Source organism: Pseudomonas sp. P110(2024) (assembly GCF_057480795.1).
This window is the reverse complement of record NZ_JBLIYT010000006.1, coordinates 217,034-231,862: the sequence shown is the minus strand read 5'-3', so window position 1 is coordinate 231,862 and position 14,829 is coordinate 217,034. Positions and strand designations below refer to the sequence as shown.

Genomic DNA, 14,829 nt, shown 5'->3' with positions numbered 1-14,829 from the left:
GAGGAACCTTCGATGAGGCGTGTCAGCCTTGACCGATTCTATGCGGGGATTTTCGCCCTGCTGTTGTGCCTGGCCATGCCGGCATGGGCCCAGCCGGCCACGCCGGTATCGCGCCTGGCCGTGGCCGAGCAGCAGGTGCTGGACGAGAACGCCAGCCTGGAGGCGTTGAGCGAACGGCTCGACCAGATCCGCCAGGGCGTCACCAGCAATGCCAACGACGACCTGCTCGCGCAACTGCGCCAGTCGGCCCTGCAGGTGCAACGCCAGGCCGATGTGCTGGCCACCCAGCGCACCGCCGACGTGCAGCGCCTGGACGACCAGCTCAACGTGCTTGGCCCGCCGCTGGAGGAGGAGGCCGAGAGCCTGACCCGCCAGCGCAAGCAGCTTAACGACGAAAAGAACAAGCTGGTCGCCGAGCAGAAGGACGCCACCACGCTGACCCAGTCGGCCCGTGACCTGTCGACACAGATCGTCAACCTGCGCCGCAGCCTGTTCAACTCGCAGATCACCAGCCGCGCCGCCAGCCCGTTGAGCCCGGCGTTCTGGTCGAGCCTGATCCGCCCCACCGACGACGACGTGGCGCGCCTGCGCGACCTGCGGGGCGAGGTCTCGGACGCCATGGCCAGCGCTTTCAGCGCCGAGCACCGCTGGCTGTTCATTACCGCGCTGGTCGCGGCGGTACTGGTCTGGACCCTGGTGCGCCGGGTACTGGAGCGCCTGCTGGCCGACGCCATGATCCGTTGGCTGCCCGAAGGCCGCCTGCGCCGCAGCGCCCTGGCGCTGAGCGTCAGCCTGGCGACCTTGGGCACCATTTCCGGCTCGGTGTCGCTGCTGCGCTGGGGCCTGGAGAGCAGCGCGGAGCTGGGCACGGACCTCGCCAGCCTGACCAACCATATCCTCGCCCTGGTGATCTTCAGCGCCTTCATCTCGGGCCTGGGCCGCGCCATGCTGATGTTGCAGCGCCCGTCCTGGCGCCTGCCGCCGATCCCCGACGAAGTGGCCAGCGCCCTGGGCTGGTTCCCAAAGGTCCTGGCCCTGGCGCTGATGGTGCTGCTCACCCAGGAGCGCATCAACAGCGTGATCGGCACCAGCCTGGCGCTGACCCTGGCCACCAACGGCCTGACCGCGCTGGTGGTGTCACTGCTGTTTGTCGTGGCCCTGCTGCGCTACCGCCGCGCCCGTCGCCAGCATGACCTGGAGCGGCCCAAGGGCCTGGCCGGGCTGATCCCGTTCGTGATCGTGGTGTGGGTGCTGGCGATCCTGCTGACCTTGCTGGCCGGCTACCTGACGCTGGCCTACTTCCTTACCGCCAAGCTGCTGTGGATCAGCGTGGTGGTGGTCTGTGCCTACCTGCTGGTGACGGTGTTCGGCGACTTGTGCGAAACCCTGCTGTCGCCCCGTCAGCCCGGTGGCCTGGCGCTGGCCTCGGCGCTTGGCCTGCAGCAACGCCACCAGGCCCAGGCCAGCACGGTGCTGGCGGGCATCGGCCGCACGCTGTTGCTGTTCGCCGCCGCGCTGCTGGTGTTCATGCCTTCGGGCACCAGCCCAGGCGAGCTACTGCTGAGCCTGGCGGACTGGGACGGCACCGGCGGCAAGGTGCTGGGCAACCTGAACATCGTGCCCCAGGACATCTTCCTGGCCGTGGCGATCTTCATCGGTGGCTGGTTCGCCATCCGCGTGGTCAAGCGCTGGCTGAGCGAGCGCCTGCTGCCGGAGACCGACATGGACGCCGGCATGCGCGCCTCGCTGGTGACCCTGGTCGGCTACCTGGGCTTCCTGTTCCTGGCCATGCTGGTGATGTCCACCCTGCACATCAACCTGACCAGCCTGACCTGGGTGGTCAGTGCGCTGTCGGTGGGTATCGGTTTCGGCCTGCAGCAGATCGTGCAGAACTTCATCTCCGGCCTGATTTTGCTTACCGAGCGCCCGGTGAAGGTGGGTGACTGGGTGAGCCTGGCCGGTGTCGAGGGTGACATTCGCCGGATCAACGTGCGCGCCACCGAGATCCAGATGTCCGACCGCTCGACGGTGATCGTGCCCAACTCGCAGTTCATCTCGCAGAACGTGCGCAACGTGACCATGGCCAATGCCTTGGGCGTGGTTGGCATTACCTTGACGCTGCCGCTGGAGACTGACCCGGCGAAGGTGCGCGAGGTGTTGCTGGCGGCGTACAAGGAGCATGAGTCGATCCTCGATGCGCCGGCCACGTCGGTGACCTTCAAGGACCTGACCAGCAGTGGCATGGTGATCGGTGTGAGCGGTTACGTGGCCTCGCCGCGGCAGGTGTCGAGCACGCGCAGCGACCTGCTGTTCACCATCCTCGGGCGCTTGCGTGACGAGGGCATCGCCCTGTCGTCGCCGCAGAGCATGGTGTTGGTGCAGGAGAATGGGCGACCGGCCGACGAGCCGGCGTGAGGCTATCTCGGCTCTTGTAGGATCGGCCTTGTGCCGCGAAAGGGCCACAAAGCGGCCCCGGCGATCTGTCTTGTGGCGCAGACCCTGGGGCCGCTTCGCAGCCCTTTCGCGACACAAGGCCGCTCCTGCATCTGTTTCGGGCCAGTCAAACCTGTGCCATTACCGGATCCGCCTTGCTGGTACGACGCGGTTTCAGTGTAGGTACCACTGGCGCCTCACCTGTCTCAAGACAGGCACCAAGGCGGGCAACCATGGCCTGACAGGTTCGGTACGTTGCAACAAATGTGGGAGCGGCCTTGCGTCGCGCGGGCGGCGCTCGATCTCGCAGGCGCTGCAAGGCTGCCGTCGAACACCTGCCAGCCTCACGCGCCCTGTGAAAGGGCTCAGCTACTCACCCCAAACACCGCGTCACATGCTTCACCGACTGATACCCCGAAAGCCCCCAAGGCCCAAGCTCTCGCCCAATCCCACTGCCCTTGGTCCCGCCCCACGAGGTCTCGACGAACACCGCCTGCACCGAGTTGATCCACACATGCCCGACCTCCAGCGCATCGGCCACGCGCTCGGCGCGTTCCAGGTCGGCGGAGCAGACAGTGGCCACTAGCCCGAAGCGGCTGTCGTTGGCCTGGGCGATGGCCTCGGCCTCGGTGCCGAAGCGTCGTGCGCAGAGCACCGGGCCGAAGATCTCCTCGCTCCACAGGCGGCTGCTCACTGGTACGTCCACGTACAGCGTCGGGCTGACGAACCAGCCGTCATGGTCCAGCGCCTTGCCGCCGGCCAGGCACGTCAGGCCCTCTTCGCGGGCGGTGGCGAAATAGCCGGCGACCTTGAGCCACTGCGCCTGGCTGGTCAGCGGCCCCATGTCCACTTCTTCCGCCAGCGGGTTGCCCACGCGCAATGCCTCCAGCGCCGCCTGCAAGCGCGGCAACAGGGCATCGGCGATGCCGTCCTGCACCAGCAGGCGCGAGGTGGCCGAGCACATCTGCCCGGCGTTCCAGGTGATGCCGGCGACGATCCACTCCACCGCCTGGTCGACATCGCAATCGTCGAACACCACGATGGCCGACTTGCCGCCCAGCTCCAGCGTCACCGGCCGACACTGGGCCGCGGCGGCGCGCATCACTTGGCTGCCGACGCCGTTGCTGCCGGTGAACGACAGCTTGTCCAGGCCGTTGTGGCCGCTCAGGGCGGCGCCGGTCTCGGCCTTGCCGCCCACGATGTTCAGCACGCCGGCCGGCAGGCCCAGCACCTCGGCGATCTGGCCGTAGGCCTGCTCGATCAGCGGGGTGACTTCGGAAGGCTTGAGCACCACGGTGCAGCCGGCCGCCAGGGCCGGGGCGAGCTTCCAGGCGCTGGTCACCAGCGGGAAGTTCCACGGCACGATCAGGCCGACCACGCCCACCGGCTCCAGGCGGGTGCGGGCGCTGAAGCCGGGCGCGGCCAGGGGCACGTCACGGTTCTTCGCCGGCAGTTGCTCGGCGAGGTCTGCGTAGTAGGCGAAGGTGGCGATGGCGTCGTCCAGGTCGATCTCGGCCTCGTGGCGCGGCTTGCCGTTGTTGCGCATCTGCAGGGCAATCAGCTCGTCGCGGCGCTGGCCCAACTGTTCGGCGAAGCCGCGCAGGTAGGTGGCGCGCTCGGCGGCGCTGACCGTTTTCCAGGACGCCAGGGCACGACGCGCGGCGGCCACGGCCTGGTCGACCTGGGCGCTGCTGGCGGCCATCAGTTCGCTGAACGGCTGGCCGTCGGACGGGTTGTGGACAACGATGCAGTCGCTGCCCAGGCCTTCGACCCAGCGGCCGTCGATGTAGTGAGGTGTGGTCATGGTCGGATTCCGGTCAGGCCATTTCGGCGGTGGTCACAGGCTTTACGGGTGTGCTTTTGCAGCGCACCCAGCGCGGGCCTTGTGGGCCATACACGCCAGCGGGTTCAGGGAACAGGTTGAGCAGGATCAGGTACAGCACGGCGGCGATGCCGAGGGTCACCGGCAGGCTCAGGTCGATGCCGCCGGCCAGCTCGCCCAGCGGGCCGACGAACTGCCCCGGCAGGTTGACGAAGCACAGGCCGACCACAGCGCTGGGGATCCACGCGCCCATGCCGCGCCAGTTCCAGCCATGGTCGAACCAGTAGTGGCCGCCCTGCTGGCCGCGGGTGAACACCTGCAGGTCATCGGCGTGGTAGAAGCCGCGGCGGGTGATCAGGCCGAGGATCATGATCACCATCCAGGGGCTTGTGCAGGTGATGATCAGCACGGCGAAGGTCGACACGCTCTGCACCAGGTTGAAGGTGAAGCGGCCGACGAAGATGAAACCGATGGCCAGCACGCCGATCAGCAGGGTGGCGGCGGCGCGGCTGAGCAGGCGCGGGAACACGCTGGACATGTCCAGGCCGGTGCCGTACAGCGCCGTGGTGCCGGTGGACATGCCGCCGATCACCGCGATCAGGCACACCGGCAGGAAGAACCAGCCCGGCGAGATCGCCAGCAGGCCGCCGACGTAGTTGTTGGCGGCGATGTAGTCCGGTGCCTGGCTGGCCACCAGGGTGGCGGTGCACAGGCCGAACAGGAACGGAATCAGCGTGGCGGCCTGGGCGAGGATCACTGCCAGCATGATGCGCGACTTGGCGGTCTCGCGCGGGATATAGCGCGACCAGTCGCCAAGGAAGGCGCCGAACGACACCGGGTTGCTCATGGCCAGGATCGCCGCGCCGACGAACGCCGCCCAGAAACCGGCCTGGCCGAGGTTGACGCTGCCGGCGTAGCCCGCGTCGAAGGGCCCGGCGAAGGCGAAGATGCCCAGCAGGAACAGCAGGCTCGAGGCCCACACCGCGATCTTGTTGACCCAAAGCATGAAACGAAAACCAAAGATGCACACCACCAGCACCAGCACCGCGAACAGGCCGTAGGCCAGGCCCAGGGTCAGGTCGGTTTCCGGCAGGCCGACCAGGCGCTTGGCGCCGCCGACCAGGGCATCGCCCGAGCTCCACACCGACAGCGAGAAGAACGCCACGGCGGTCAGCAGCGACAGGAACGAGCCGACGATACGCCCGTGCACGCCGAAGTGGGCGCCGGACGATACCGCGTTGTTGGTGCCGTTGAGCGCGCCGAACAGGCCCATCGGCGCAAGGATCAACGCGCCCACGCCGACGCCGAGCAAAATCGCCCAGACGCCGGCCTGGAACGACAGCCCGAACAGCACGGGGAAGCTGCCCAGCACGGCGGTGGCGAAGGTGTTGGCGCCGCCGAAGATCAGGCGGAACAGGTCCAGCGGGGTGGCGTCGCGTTGATCGTCGGGGATCTGTTCGACGCCATTGGTCTCGATACCGGTCGAGTGGCTCATGGTGATGCTCCAGCGCGAATGTTGTCGGCCGTCGGGCGGCCTTGTTGTGGGTGCGATGGCAGTGCGGCAGGGCCGCTTGAAAGGGAATCAGGCCGGCGAGATGACCGACAAGTGTTCGTGACAGGCCAGCCAGCGTTCGCCGTGCAGCCGAAAGACGATGGTCTCGCGCTCGTTCAGGTCTAAGGTTTCGCCGGCGACGCGCAGGCGCGTGGCCACATCGTGCATGAAGACCGCCACGTCGCCCTGCAGGCTCACCTGCGCGTTGCTCGACTCGCAACCGAGCACGACGAATCCGTCCGCCTGCCAGCTGGCCCAGAGTTCTTCGTAGGCTCGGCGTGACAGCAGCGGTTGCGGCACGGTGTGGAAGAGAAAGGTGGCATCTTCGCTGAAGCAGGCGAAGTAGCGGGCGGTATCGTTGCTGGCGAAGGCGGCGACGAGGTCGGCGGCGGCCTGCCGTACCTGGAGTGTCTGGTCCACGGGAGTGGCCTCACGGTTTATTGTGATTGTTGGTGAAGCGATTCTGGTGGCGGTGGGCGGTGGGAAAAATCGCTGTGGGCAAATAATCAGTTCAGGAAATCGTGAACCAATGGCTGGCGAGAACCCTCCGTAGGAGCGGCTTCAGCCGCGATGCGGACACCACGGAGCCTGGCATCCGTTTCGCGGATGATCGCGGCTGAAGCCGCTCCTACAGCCAGCTCCACGGAACACGTTTGGTTCAATGAAGTTCAAGCGACTGACGGTCGGCCCTGCACGCCATGTTTGCCTACGCTGAAACTCCCTACCTTTGAAGCAAGGAGTTCAGCCATGGCTTTCCACTACAACCGCCTGGACAAGAACAACGCCGCAGTACTGCTGGTCGACCACCAGACCGGCCTGCTGTCGCTGGTGCGCGATATCGACCCCGACCGCTTCAAGAACAACGTGCTGGCGCTTTCCGACCTCGCCAGGTATTTCAAGCTGCCCACCATCCTCACCACCAGCTTCGAAACCGGCCCCAACGGCCCTCTGGTGCCCGAGCTCAAGGAGCAATTCCCCGACGCGCCCTACATTGCCCGCCCCGGCAACATCAATGCCTGGGACAACGAAGACTTCGTCAAGGCGGTGAAGGCCACCGGCAAGAAGCAACTGATCATCGCCGGGGTGGTCACCGAGGTTTGCGTGGCCTTCCCGGCGCTGTCGGCGCTGGAGGAGGGTTTCGATGTATTCGTCGTCACCGACGCCTCCGGCACCTTCAACGAGTTGACCCGCGACTCGGCCTGGCGGCGCATGGAGGCCGCGGGCGCGCAACTGATGACCTGGTTCGGCGTGGCATGCGAGCTGCACCGCGACTGGCGCAATGACATCGAGGGGCTGGGCACGCTGTTCTCCAACCACATCCCCGATTATCGCAACCTGATGACCAGCTACAGCAAGTTGGCCAAGTAGCGCTTTCACTGGTGCGGTGAGCGATTACCGCGCCAGTTTCAATATGCCATTCGCAGGTGTCGCGGACCAGATCGCCAACCCCGCTGCCAGAGCGGTCAATAATGCCCCGGCCCAAGGCGTGGCTTCCAGTGCCGAGCCTGTGATCACCACGCCACCGATGGCCGAGCCCAATCCGACGCCTAGGTGCATGGCCGACATGTTCAGGCTCATGCCCGCCGGGAAGGTATCCTCGCCGCGCCTGGCCAGGTAGCTCTGCACCACTGGCGAGGTGGTCCAGCTCAGCCCGCCCCAGAGCATCATCGCCGGCAGGAACAGCCACGGCGTGCCCGCGCTAAGCGGTAGCATCAGCAGGCTGGCGAGGTACAACAGAGGCGCCAGCAGGATGGCCTTGGCCACACCCAACCGATCGGCCATCCAGCCACCGACATAGCCGCCCGAGACACCGGCAATGCCGAATGCCGCGAACACCGCTGCCAGCCATTGCGGCGGTACATGGGCGACCTGCTGGGCGTAAGGCGCGAGGTAGGCGAATACAGTGAAGTGCCCGGCGATCATCAACAGCGATACCCCCTGCGCGGCCGTGAGGCGGCTATCGCGCAGGTGGCGCACGTAGCTGGCCAGGGCGATGCGTTCGGTGCTCTGCAGCGTCGGCAGCCCGCGCCAGGCCATCAGCAGCACCGCTACCGTCAAGGCACTAAGGCCGAGGAACACGCCGCGCCAGCCCAGGGCGTCGCACAGCAGCATGCCGGCCGGCACACCCAGTATCAGCGAGCTGCAGATACCCATGAAGATTACCCCGATGGCGCGCCCGCGCAGGGCTTCGGGCGCCATGCGCGTGGCCATCAGTGTGCACGTCAGGCAGGTCATCGCGCTGGTTGTGGCCATGCCGATACGGGCGATCAACAGCGCGGTGTAACCGGGCGCCCAGGCCGCGAGCAGGTTGCACAGGGCGAACAAAGCCAACGTGGCGCACAGCAGGCCACGCAACGGCAAGCGTGTGGTGAGCAGGGGAGAGAAGGGCGCGACGAGGGCGAAGCTCAGGGAGAAGACGGTGGTCAGTTGCCCGGCCACGCCGAGCGGAACGTCCAGGCCATCGGCCAGGGCCGGCAGGATGCCGACCGTGATGTTTTCCGCCATGCCCGTGGCGAATGTCGCCAGGGCCAGCAGCCAGATACGCGGGCTCATGTGTTGCCTCCGATAAACGGGCCGGCCAAGGTCCGGACCCATTTGTCCCGACGGTTGACCGGCAGTGGTCAGGTCCATCGGGTTTCGAGGCAGTGCTTCGGTTATCCCGGTTCACGCAGGTGTAGGAGCGGCCTGCGTGAGGCCATGTTATTTCAACTCGGTCTCGATGAACACGATCTCGTGATCGCTGGCATTGACCACGTTGTGTTCCACGCCGGCTTTGCGGAAGTAGCTCTGGCCTGCCACCAGGGGGGCGTGTTTGTCACCCTCCGGGGTTTCCAGCAACAAGGTGCCGTCGGTCATCGGTACTACCAAGTAATCGAGGCCGTGGCGATGCCGGCCGGTCTCGGCGCCGGGGGCGAAGCGCCATTCGGTGACGATCACTTCGTCGGTACTCACCTGTACGGTGGGGACTGCCTTGGGGCGTTGGGTCTGCTGCGTCATGGAGTAGGCCTGTTCACGGAAAAGCGTCCAGCCTGGGCTGCTTGCGCGGTGGGTTAAATCCAAGTCTGCTGGCAGTCAGTCGTGCGAACACTCAACTTTTTCCGCCCAAACGCAACGCGGGGCCAGCCCGCTCCCACAGGCTCAAGGCTGAACCTGTGGGAGCGGGCTGGCCCCGCGAGTACGAAATGCCCTGAAGATCACAGCGTGATCGGCTTCAACTTGAGCCCCATGGCCTGGGCCCGCACCGCCGCGCCGCTGAAGGCCGCTGCATTGCCAGGTGGTGGCGTGGGCCCGTGCACATGCCCGGCCAGCTCGATGTTCATTTCCTGAACCAGGTCGAGCAGGTCGCAGAGCACCTGCAGCACGTTCACCGCCTCGGAGCCCAGCCAGGTCTTCGGCGCCTGCAGGCGCTGGCTGATCTTCACCACGCTGTCGCGCAGGCCCTCGACCCGCTCCTGGACGTCGCCGCCGATCGCCGCGTTGAGCTTCTGCCCCACCGCCAGGTTCAGGTCGCGCCCGGTGGCCTGGTGCAGATCGTCGAGAGCGGCCAGGCTGGCAGAGCCGCCGGACAGCAGCTTGAGCGCGCCGAGGGCCTCGATCTTCTTGATCCCGCCGACGGTCTCGGTGGAGTGGTCGTCCACCGTCCGGGCATGGCTCTGGAACTGTTCGGTGTTGGCCAGTGCCTCGACCTCGCGCTCGATCGCCTTGTCGCGGATCCGGCCATCGGTCTGGCGCAGCCAGTTGCCGTCGGCGTCGGCGCGTTGCTGGCAGGCTTCGCTGTGCTGCCACACCAGGTCGCCCTTCGGCACCTTGGGCAGGCTCAGTCCGTGGGGCAGGATCTGCTGGATGAACGGCTTGTGCGGCAGCCCGTAGGCGAACGACAGCACCACGGTGGTGCCCTCCTCGGGGAAGCCGAACATGCCGCGTTCCTGGCCGCCCATGGGCGCCGGCAGCGGCAGGCTGGTGAACACCGGCAGCGCCGGGTCGGGCTCGCCGTCCGGCAGCAGCACCTGGACATCGACGCCGAAGCGCGGGCGGAAATCGTCGCACAGCCCGGGCGCCTCCGGCGCATCGGGCACCGCGACCACGCGGCCGAAGCGCGGCAGGTGATAGCCGCCGGTGATTTCGGGGAACTGGCGCGCTACGGCGCGGCGGATTGCGTCTTCCATCGTATGGCCATCTGGCTGTCGGCCAGCGCGACATGGGTCACGCGCTCGCCGTGGTTGATTGGTGCGCCCGGACGCAGCCCTGGCAGGGCCGCAATGCTGGCGCTCTGGTTGCCCTGGTAGTTGTCGAACAGCTCCATGGGCAGTTGCAGCGCGGGGCGCGCGCCGAAGTAGCTGTCGGCCCAGCTGCCCACGTACACCTCGCCGTTGCCCTGCTGCTGCCAGATGAAGTCGGGGATGTCGAAGACCTGGGCCAGGCTTTCCATGGCCTGGAAGCCGGCGGCCAGGCTGTAGAAGAACGGCGCGCGCACCGAGGCGTAGGGCCGCTCGGGCACGCGAAAGCGCAGGCCAGTGTGCTGGCCGATCTGGTCGAGCACGCCGCGCAGGTCGACGTGGCGCAGGTTCATCGGCAGTGGCTTGGCCAGGATCGCCGCCAGTTCCCGGCAGAACAGCAATTGCTGCCTGGCGTTGGCGCTGGTGCAGCGCTCGACGTAGCCGATGAAGTGCCGCTGCAGCGGGCTGTCGTTGTAGCCGATGTCGAGGGTGACCAGGCCCTTGAGGGGCGCCTCGGCCTGGACGATGAAGGTTGCCCGCCCCGGGTTGCGCAGTTCCAGGCGCACGTCCGCCCTGACCAGCTCGTATCGCTCGCCGCCGACATTGAGTACCTGATGCAGCTTCATGACTTCTCTCCCAGCCAGTCATCCACTTTTTTCAGCAGGCGCTCGAAGCTGGTCAGCTCCGGGTCCTTCTCCTCTTCCTCCTCTTTCGCGCCCACCGCCGCCCCCGGAGCGGCCTGGGCCTTGACGCGTTTTTTGGCGCGACGCTTTTCGACCTTTTCCGGGTTGGAGGTCTTTTCGGCCAGGCCGAACTGCACCCGCCAGCAGGCCAGCGAGTCGTCCTCCCGGGCGTTGACATTCTCGGCGAAGCGTACCTGGCGGATGCCGAAGGCCTCGGCGGTGTCGTTGACGATGCGGTAGGTCTTGAGCTGGCCGCCGCTCTCGGTAGCTTCGGCCAGGCGCATCAGATTGCGCAGCCAGGCGCCGTTGACGTAAGGGATGGTCAGGGTGACCGCGAGGGTCTTGGGCTTGAAGCCCTTGTGCGCGGTGTCGGTGTTACTGGTCTGGCCGGACAGGTCCTCGGCTTCGATGCGCAGGTTGCCGGTGACTTTCAGGGTCTTGCCTTCGACGGGCTGGCCGTCCAACAGTAGCAGTGTCATAAACCCACCATTTCACGAACGAAGCTCAGGCCCTTGGCCGAGCCGACCAGGATCACGCCGGCGCTCATCACCCATTCATGCCCCGGGGCATCGCCTTCGAGCAGCATGCGGCGCAGTTGCGTGTTGTTGCCCGGGCCCAGCAGGCGGGTGCGCACCGAGCTGTCGGCCTGGCCGCCTTCCAGCAGGTCGCGCAGGTCGGCCAGGCGCTGGTCGCGGACCTGCTGCTGGTTGGCCTTGCGCGCCGCCAGCCCGGACAGGTCGCTCATGGGCGAGCTGTCGGCGGCGTAGCTTTCCAGCACCGCGATCTGCCCGGCCAGCGATTGCTGGGCCGCCTTCAGCACCGTGCAGCGCTCCAGCGGCAAGGCCTCCCAGCGCGGCAGGGCGGTGGCCTGGGGAATCTGCCATTTCTCGGTTTCGAGCCGGGCCAGGTGCTCGGCGCGGCGTTGCGCGCGCACCAGTTCGGGGATCGGCATCAGGGCGTTGAAGCGGGCCAGGCCGGCGGCCAGCTGATCGTGGCGGGTACCCAGGAACAGCAGGCACAGTGCGTGCTGCTCACCTTGGGGGCTGCCGTTGTCGGTGGCGTCGGTCAGCTTGTTCGCCAACTGCTGCAACAGGTTGGGCGCGGACAGGAAGCGCTGGTAGCCACGCCCCTGGCCGATACCGCTCTGGAACGGCGTCACCACCAGGCACCTGGGCACTTCGCCCAGCTGTTCGGCCAGGGCCTGGCGCCCGGCCTCGATCGCGCCCTTGGCCGCAGCGCCGACCGGGCCGGGGTTGGTGCTCGCCAGGCCCTGCAGGCCGTTCAGGCGCTGGGCGGTACTGGCCAGCTCGCTGCCGGCCAGGGCCTTGGCGGCGTCCAACTGGCCCATCCAGCGGGTCGCTTCGGCTGGCCAGCGCAAGGTGACGGGCGCCCAGCTCATGCCGGCACCGTCCACTTGATTGCACGCAACGCGTCGAGCTTCTTGCCCTGCAGCGCCTTCGCCGCTTCACGCTTGAGCTGGTCGGCGTGCTGCAGGGCCGCCTGTTTGAACAGGACCAGGTCCTTGTTCACCTGCAGCAGCTGGTCGCGGGTGTGGGCCAGGAACTGGCGCACGCCATCGCTGCCGGTGCAGGGGTAGGCGCTGTCCAGGCCGCTGAACATCAGGCCTGTCAGGTTGACCTGGTCTTCCAGCGAACTGCCGTAACGGTGCGCCTCGCCCAGGGCCGCCGAGTCGAAGCCGGCCTCAAGGTACTGCGCGCAGCTGGCATTGATCTCGTCTAGCTTCTGCTGATGGACCTTGGCCAGCACGGCAGCGGTGTCGTCCACCCATTCGCCGTTCTTCCATACCTGGTCCGGGCGGGGCGCCTTCACCGTGTAGCCCGAGGGGATCGGGCCCATGCCAGTGAGGGTCAACGGCTCGGCGTTGGTGATGCTGTAGACCACCAGGCCGTCGTGATAGTCCACCAGGGACCAGGCCTGGCCGTTCCAGTGGGCTGCCTTGTGTTCGGGGATCGCCGGCGGGGCTGTTTCCACGCAGCCGCCAGGGATCAGGAAGATGCCGGGCTCAAGGGGGGACTCGTCCGCTTCGGTGGTGCCGGTGAACAGTCCAAGCTGGGAGGTTTGGTAGACGGTCTTGGTCGTTGCCATGCGGCACCTCAGTATTTGATGAAGGAGTACAAGGCCATGTTCACCGGCCGCGATTCATTGCCACCGTCGCCAGCGATGGTGATCGCATGGCTGTGCACGCCATCGCCGACCATCGACAGGCCGTGGGAGTGCGCGCCGGCGGCATGGGTCGGTGCCGTCACGCCGTTGGCGTAGTTCGCGGTGGTGAAGTTGGGGGCGCCGTTACCGACATCGTTGTTCATGGCTCGGGGCGCGGTGTGGGTGTGTTCACCACCCGCCGCAATCGAGCTGCCGGGGTGGTAGTGCCAGCCGGCCTCGGCTGCCGAGGCCGCGTGTGCGTGCCACAGGTTTTGGCTGCTCTGGACGGAGCCTTGGACTCGGCCCGGGTCGAATCCGCGCCCGTCATCGACGTCCCGGGTGAACAGGCCGCGGGTGTCAGGCAGGTTGAAGGTCGTCGCGCCATCGCCGGTGCCGTAGAGGATGCCGATCGCGGCAAACAGCGCGGCATAGGTCGTACGGCTGACGGCCGCGCCATTGCAGCGCAAGGTTCCGCTGGGGGCGGTGCGGCTGAAGGTCTGGATCAGCGTGCCTGCCGGCACGATGGCCGCCGGGTTCAGGTTACCGGTGTGGTAAAGAGGCAGTCCGTTCCAGGCGATCACGCCCTGGGCATTCATGGCCAGGTCGCCCGCCACCTGAGTCCCCCAATGGAAGCCAATGCGAGGAGCATATTCCCAGGTCAGTTTGGAATTGAGGACCAGCCCCACCTCGCGGATTTCCATGGCGGCATTTATGTAGTTCGTACCCGGTGTATCTGAATAGAATCGGGGCAACTGGTTGCTGTATCCGGTGCGTAGCGCATCGGTAATGCCATACCCTTGCAGCGTGGTCGGTTTACCGCTGGCGATCTTGCTCCAGTCCAGGTTTGGAATATCGCTCGGCTTCAGCGCCTCGTTGCCAACGACCTGGCCTTTGCCGTTGATGACCACTTTCGAATAGGCACCGGGTACCACGCCGATATCCGCAAGCGTGGCCTGGAGAGCCACGTTGCTGCTGCCGTCGAAGTCCACGCGCCCGACGACATCGCCCTGCAACGCGATCTGACGCGCTTCGGCCAGCTGGCGTGCCTTGCCGGCGGAGGTGACACCGTTCTCGAGGTCCGCAACCGACTTGCGGCTGGCGAAGTGGTCCACCAGCGGGCCGGCGATGGGGGCGGACTTGCGCTTGTCGGCGATGACTCCGGCGCTGGTGATGTCTGCCAGCTGGATGCAGTAGACCCAGCCATCAGGGGTGACGTAATCCTGCTGGTCGGGCAGGTACACCACCTTCCAGCTGGGGATCACATCGTTCTGCTCGCGGCGCCAGGTGATGTGCATCCATACCTGGGTCGCCCCTTGCGGCGGGCTCAGCGGCACGGCCTTGGGCAGCTCCAGGCGCATGCCTTCCAGGTAGGCGATGCCGGCGGCCAGCTGGTACTTGTCACCCACCTTCTGGAACTGCAAACCGTCGCCGAAGAAGCACGCTCGCCCATACACATCGCGGTTGCTCAGGCGCTCGCGCTCGTCTATGCCTTTCAGGCGCACGGTGAAGTCGTGCTGCCAGGTGCTGGCATCGATGGTGATGCCGGTCAGTTCCTGGGCACCGCTGTATTCCACCAGGATGTTGCGGGTGACGTTGTTGCCGATCTGCAGCGGCGGGATGTTGCGCCGTTTCTGCTGCAGCGGCAGGTAGGCCACGGCGAACAGCACGCCCTCGGCGCTTTCCAGGCCCATCCAGTTCCAGTCGAAGTCGCCGATGTCGCTGCCCAGCATCGAGCTGTAGACGACCTGGTTGGGGTTCACATAGCCGCTGTTGCCTGCCGGGATGTCGTAGCTGTGCACGATCTGACTGGCCGGCGGCTTGGTCGCGGCGCGGTCGATTGGCGTGTTCGGGTCGAGCCCGGGCACATTGGCGTAGATGAAGCGGGTGATCTGCAGGACTTCTTTGGCCCCCTGCTTCTGGGCGATCAGGCTTTCGCCCGCGAAAGTGATTCTGGCCACG

At 66.6% G+C, this 14,829-nt stretch carries 13 protein-coding genes; 2 read left to right on the top strand and 11 right to left on the bottom strand.

Annotation, left to right across the window (positions count from 1 at the left end):
• Positions 1–12: 12 nt before the first annotated feature.
• On the top strand, positions 13–2,415 hold the full coding sequence (locus AC25ND_RS11705) for a DUF3772 domain-containing protein (RefSeq protein ID WP_062364683.1): 2,403 nt from the start codon (positions 13–15) through the stop codon (positions 2,413–2,415).
• Positions 2,416–2,806: 391 nt separating this feature from the next.
• On the opposite strand, the gene AC25ND_RS11700 is transcribed toward AC25ND_RS11705, so the two are convergent.
• From AC25ND_RS11700 to AC25ND_RS11690, 3 genes are all read right to left on the bottom strand, one after another.
• Positions 2,807–4,237: an aldehyde dehydrogenase family protein gene (locus tag AC25ND_RS11700; RefSeq protein ID WP_186596452.1), complete on the bottom strand. Its 1,431-nt coding sequence runs from the start codon at positions 4,235–4,237 to the stop codon at positions 2,807–2,809.
• Positions 4,238–4,250: 13 nt separating this feature from the next.
• Positions 4,251–5,750 (bottom strand): purine-cytosine permease family protein, encoded by a 1,500-nt coding sequence (locus AC25ND_RS11695; protein ID WP_062364681.1) that lies wholly within the window; start codon positions 5,748–5,750, stop codon positions 4,251–4,253.
• Between the two features lie 87 nt (positions 5,751–5,837).
• Entirely contained in the window at positions 5,838–6,227 is a 390-nt protein-coding gene (locus tag AC25ND_RS11690) for a YybH family protein (RefSeq protein WP_062364680.1), read from the bottom strand.
• 327 nt (positions 6,228–6,554) lie between these two features.
• On the opposite strand from AC25ND_RS11690, the gene ycaC reads away from it, so the two are divergent.
• A complete protein-coding gene (gene ycaC / locus AC25ND_RS11685; protein WP_028691153.1) occupies positions 6,555–7,175 on the top strand; it encodes an isochorismate family cysteine hydrolase YcaC in 621 nt (206 codons plus the stop codon).
• A 24-nt stretch (positions 7,176–7,199) separates the two neighbouring features.
• Here the strand turns inward: ycaC and AC25ND_RS11680 are convergent, their stop codons facing one another.
• From AC25ND_RS11680 to AC25ND_RS11645, 8 genes are all read right to left on the bottom strand, one after another.
• The gene (locus AC25ND_RS11680; RefSeq protein ID WP_186596448.1) at positions 7,200–8,360 is read right to left on the bottom strand and encodes an MFS transporter; all 1,161 of its coding nucleotides are present in this window, start codon (positions 8,358–8,360) and stop codon (positions 7,200–7,202) included.
• 147 nt (positions 8,361–8,507) lie between these two features.
• The gene (locus AC25ND_RS11675; protein ID WP_486976314.1) at positions 8,508–8,804 is read right to left on the bottom strand and encodes a cupin domain-containing protein; all 297 of its coding nucleotides are present in this window, start codon (positions 8,802–8,804) and stop codon (positions 8,508–8,510) included.
• 197 nt (positions 8,805–9,001) lie between these two features.
• Positions 9,002–9,973, bottom strand: a complete 972-nt coding sequence (locus AC25ND_RS11670; RefSeq protein WP_182322431.1) for a hypothetical protein — start codon at positions 9,971–9,973, stop codon at positions 9,002–9,004.
• The gene (locus AC25ND_RS11665; protein WP_062364675.1) at positions 9,946–10,650 is read right to left on the bottom strand and encodes a hypothetical protein; all 705 of its coding nucleotides are present in this window, start codon (positions 10,648–10,650) and stop codon (positions 9,946–9,948) included. The genes AC25ND_RS11670 and AC25ND_RS11665 overlap by 28 nt, the downstream gene beginning before the upstream one ends.
• A complete protein-coding gene (locus AC25ND_RS11660) occupies positions 10,647–11,186 on the bottom strand; it encodes a baseplate complex protein (RefSeq protein WP_247283616.1) in 540 nt (179 codons plus the stop codon). The genes AC25ND_RS11665 and AC25ND_RS11660 overlap by 4 nt, the downstream gene beginning before the upstream one ends.
• The gene (locus AC25ND_RS11655; RefSeq protein ID WP_062364738.1) at positions 11,183–12,106 is read right to left on the bottom strand and encodes a hypothetical protein; all 924 of its coding nucleotides are present in this window, start codon (positions 12,104–12,106) and stop codon (positions 11,183–11,185) included. Before AC25ND_RS11655 ends, AC25ND_RS11660 begins: the two co-directional genes overlap by 4 nt.
• Complete coding sequence (locus tag AC25ND_RS11650; protein WP_062364671.1) at positions 12,103–12,813, bottom strand: DUF4376 domain-containing protein; 711 nt, start codon at positions 12,811–12,813, stop codon at positions 12,103–12,105. Before AC25ND_RS11650 ends, AC25ND_RS11655 begins: the two co-directional genes overlap by 4 nt.
• 8 nt (positions 12,814–12,821) lie before the next feature.
• Complete coding sequence (locus AC25ND_RS11645; RefSeq protein WP_486976313.1) at positions 12,822–14,828, bottom strand: phage tail-collar fiber domain-containing protein; 2,007 nt, start codon at positions 14,826–14,828, stop codon at positions 12,822–12,824.
• Position 14,829 lies beyond the last annotated feature (1 nt).